Here is a 3,852-nt window from a genome sequence, read left to right as displayed (position 1 = left end):
AGTACCAGTTGTTGGCCTGCCAGAAGTCCCAGGCGCCGCAAGGGCTGCCGTAACGCTCGTTCATGTAGTTGAGGCCCCACTTGATCTGGGTGGCCGGGTTGGTCTGCCAGTCGGCACCGGCCGACGCCATCTTGGTTCCCGGCAGTGCCTGGACGAGGCCGTAGGCGCCGGAGGAGGGGTTCACGGCCTTGTAGTTCCACGTGGACTCGTGGTCCACGATGTTGCTGAAGCACTGGAACTGGTCGGCCGGGATCATCTGCCGGGCCATCGCCTGGACCTCGGCGACGCTGTACGAGCTCTGGACCGCGAAGTCGGAGGCGGACGCGGCGGCCGTCTTGGAACGGCTGGCGGCCTTCTCGGCCTCCTCGCGCTCCTTGGCTTCCTCCGCCGCCTTGGCTTCCTTGGCCGCCTGCTCGGCGGCTTCCTTCTTCTTGGCGATCGCGGTCTCGGCGGCGGCCTTGCGGGCCGCTTCCTCCGCGTCCTTCTTGGCGCTCGTGTCCGCGGCGATGGCCATGGTTTCGGCCTGCTGCGTCAGGGACGCGGTCTGCACCTCGACCTGCTGGCCCGCGGGGATGTCCGCGAGCAGCGTGGTGCCGGCCGCGGTCGCCTCGAGGTCATTGTTGGTCTGCGCGGTACTGCCCGACGCAACGCCGACGACGCTTCCGACAGCGGTGACCGCCGTGGCCGAAGCCACTGCGAATCCCCGGACCGAAATCCGGCTCACACGGTTTCCTTCCAGCATCGACCGCTTCGGTGACCCTCGCGGACGCAATCGTGCCCCTGGCACTGGCCTCCCCAACTCGGGTCACGGGAGGTACGGGCCCGGTGGGCAACTCCCGAACGGGAGCGCCGCGTGATGCTCGGGCGGCATACGACAACGCTATGCAGTTGATGCTGGTGCTCGTGGGGCGCCCTGCCGCTGGGGGTGGGGCTGCGTCGTATGCGGGGCCTGACAGGAGTGAGACTCTGCCGCAATACGGAGCCGGGAGGCAATTCCCTCGCGGGTGTGAAAGCTCACATCCCGTTTGGCCCAGGCGATCGCCGGAAAGCCCCGCGCACGCCGACGCCGCCCGGATAGGCTCTTCTGCCTTTCCGGACGGCGCCGAACGCCGGACGGGGCGGACCTCCCGGACCACCGGAACGCTTCGGACGTTTCGAACTCCTCGGACTCCTCGAAGAACCCGAATGCCCCGTGCGTCCCGGACGGCCCGGGTGACGCGGAACGCTCAGATCTGCCCGTCCTCCAGCATTTCGGTCACCAGGGCGGCGATCTGGGACCTTTCGGACCGGTTCAGGGTCACGTGGGCGAAGAGCGGATGGCCCTTCAGTTTCTCGACGACGGCGACCACTCCGTCGTACCGGCCCACCCTGAGGTTGTCCCGCTGGGCGACGTCGTGGGTCAGGACGACCCGCGAGTTGGCGCCGATCCGGGACAGGACGGTCAGCAGTACGTTCCGTTCCAGTGACTGGGCCTCGTCCACGATCACGAACGCGTCGTGCAGCGAGCGGCCCCGGATGTGGGTGAGCGGCAGGACCTCCAGCATGCCGCGCGCGGTGACCTCCTCGATGACCTCGCGGCTGGTGACCGCGGACAGCGTGTCGAAGACGGCCTGCGCCCAGGGGCTCATCTTCTCGGCCTCGCTGCCGGGGAGGTAGCCGAGCTCCTGCCCGCCCACCGCGTAGAGCGGGCGGAAGACCATCACCTTCCGGTGCTGGCGGCGTTCGAGCACCGCTTCCAGGCCCGCGCACAGCGCCAGCGCCGACTTGCCGGTGCCGGCCCGGCCGCCGAGGGAGAGGATCCCCACGTCGGGGTCGAGCAGCAGGTCGAGCGCGATGCGCTGCTCGGCGCTGCGGCCCTTGATGCCGAACGCCTCCCGGTCGCCGCGCACCAGGCGGACGTCACCCTCGGGGGTGACTCGGCCGAGCGCCTTGCCGCGCTCCGACTGGAGGGTCAGCCCCGTGTGCACGGGCAGGTCGGCCGCTTCGGGCACGTGGACGCGGCCCTCCTCGAAGAGGATGTCCACCTGCTCGCCGGGCAGGGTCAGTTCGGACATCCCGGTCCAGCCGGAGGCGTCCGTGACGGCGAGCTCGGCGCGGTACTCCTCGGCGAGGAGGCCCACGGAGGACGCCTTGATCCTGAGCGGGAGGTCCTTCGACACGACGGTGACGTCGAATCCCTCGGCCTGCAGGTTGCGGGCGACCGCGAGGATGCGGGAGTCGTTGTCCCCCAGGCGGTAGCCGCTGGGCAGCAGGCCGGGGTCCGAGTGGTTGAGCTCGACCCGCAGGGTTCCGCCGAGGTCCCCGATCGGGAGGGGGGCATCGAGGCGGCCGTACCGCACCCGGAACTCGTCGAGCAGGCGCAGGGCCTGCCGGGCGAAGTAGCCGAGTTCGGGATGGTGCCGCTTGGCCTCCAACTCCGTCACCACGACGACGGGGAGCACGACCTCGTGCTCGTCGAAGCGGCTCAGGGCGTTGGGATCGGCCAGCAGGACGCTGGTGTCGATGACATAGGTGCGCCGGTCGGGCTTGTGGCGCTTTGCGCTGGTCACCACGGAAGGACGTACCCCCTCGGAAGAGGTCGGGGAGCGACGGAGCGGAGCTGGACCGGTCGACGGCGCCGATGCACGGGCCGAGAACCGGCCCTCCGCTGCTTCGTCCGTGCCGTGACCGCACGGTCGGGCTGGTGCAAAGGGCCTCCCGGGCGGACGGCCCGGGGCCGTCCGCTGAGATCCGACACCCGTGGTTCGGGTGTCGACCTGTCTGAGTTATGCCCTCGAACCATCGCGCCCATGCCGGTCCGGCCGGCGGCACCCCGGTGAACTCCTCGTGACGTCCGCGCACCGGCGCGCCCGTTCCCCCGGACGGCTCACTGCCTTCGTCCGGGCACCACCCGTCCGCCGGGCGGCGTCACGGCCCTGACCTCAGCCTCCGTAACGCCGGTGGCGGGCCGCGTAGTCGCGCAGGGCGCGCAGGAAGTCGACCTTGCGGAAGGCCGGCCAGAAGACCTCGCAGAAGTAGTACTCCGAATGCGCGGTCTGCCACAGCATGAATCCGGACAACCGCTGCTCGCCACTCGTTCGGATGACGAGGTCCGGGTCGGGCTGGGCGCGGGTGTAGAGGTGACGTCCGATCATGTCGACGTCGACGGACTCGGCGAGCGCCTCCATCGAGGTGCCCTTGTCGTGGGCGTCGAGGATCATGGAGCGCACCGCGTCGGCGATCTCCTGGCGGCCGCCGTACCCGATGGCGACGTTGACCACTATGCCGTCGACCTGGGCGGTGGCCGTCTCGGCCTCCTTGAGGGTGGTCTGCATCGCGGCGGGCAGCAGGTCGGGGGTGCCGACGTGGTGCACGCGCCAGCGGCCGTCGGCCGCGAGGCTGCGGACGACGTCCTCGATGATGCCGAGCAGCGGGACGAGTTCGTCCTTCGGCCGGTCGAAGTTGTCCGTCGAGAGCAGCCACAGGGTGACCACCTCGACGTCCGTCTCGGAGCACCAGCCGAGGAACTCGCCGATCTTGTCCGCGCCGGCCCGGTGGCCGTGGACGGTGGTGGAACCCGAGGCCTTCGCCCAACGGCGGTTGCCGTCCATGATGACGCCGATGTGCTTCGGCACCTGAGCGTGGTCCAGGCGGCCTCCCACCCGGCGCGTGTACAGCCTGACCAGCAGGCCGCGCAGCTTGTCGCGCAGGTTCACGTGATCGTCAGCCCCTCCGTGCGGATCGGACAGGGGCGGCATCCGCCGCGGTCCCCGCCCTGCGGCCCGGTATTCCTCGGCCGCGGGCCGACCCTGTCTCCCTGTGGCAGTCCCCGGGGGCGAAGCCTACCTCTGCGGGGGCGGGGGGCCTCAACGT

General features: G+C 70.3%; 3 protein-coding genes. All 3 read right to left on the bottom strand.

Annotation, left to right across the window (positions count from 1 at the left end; genetic code table 11):
* Positions 1-724 (bottom strand): aggregation-promoting factor C-terminal-like domain-containing protein (locus AOK18_RS27830; protein WP_055573868.1); only part of this gene is annotated, 724 nt, incomplete at its 3' end.
* Positions 725-1,226: 502 nt separating this feature from the next.
* Positions 1,227-2,552, bottom strand: a complete 1,326-nt coding sequence (locus AOK18_RS27825) for a PhoH family protein (protein WP_055573869.1) — start codon at positions 2,550-2,552, stop codon at positions 1,227-1,229.
* Between the two features lie 369 nt (positions 2,553-2,921).
* Positions 2,922-3,695: an isoprenyl transferase gene (locus tag AOK18_RS27820; protein WP_055696122.1), complete on the bottom strand. Its 774-nt coding sequence runs from the start codon at positions 3,693-3,695 to the stop codon at positions 2,922-2,924.
* Positions 3,696-3,852: the final 157 nt, after the last annotated feature.

The sequence above is a fragment of the Streptomyces prasinopilosus genome (assembly GCF_001419695.1).
GTDB lineage: Bacteria > Actinomycetota > Actinomycetes > Streptomycetales > Streptomycetaceae > Streptomyces > Streptomyces prasinopilosus.
The sequence above is the reverse complement of the archived record's forward strand: the minus strand, read 5'-3'. Positions and strand labels throughout refer to the sequence as shown.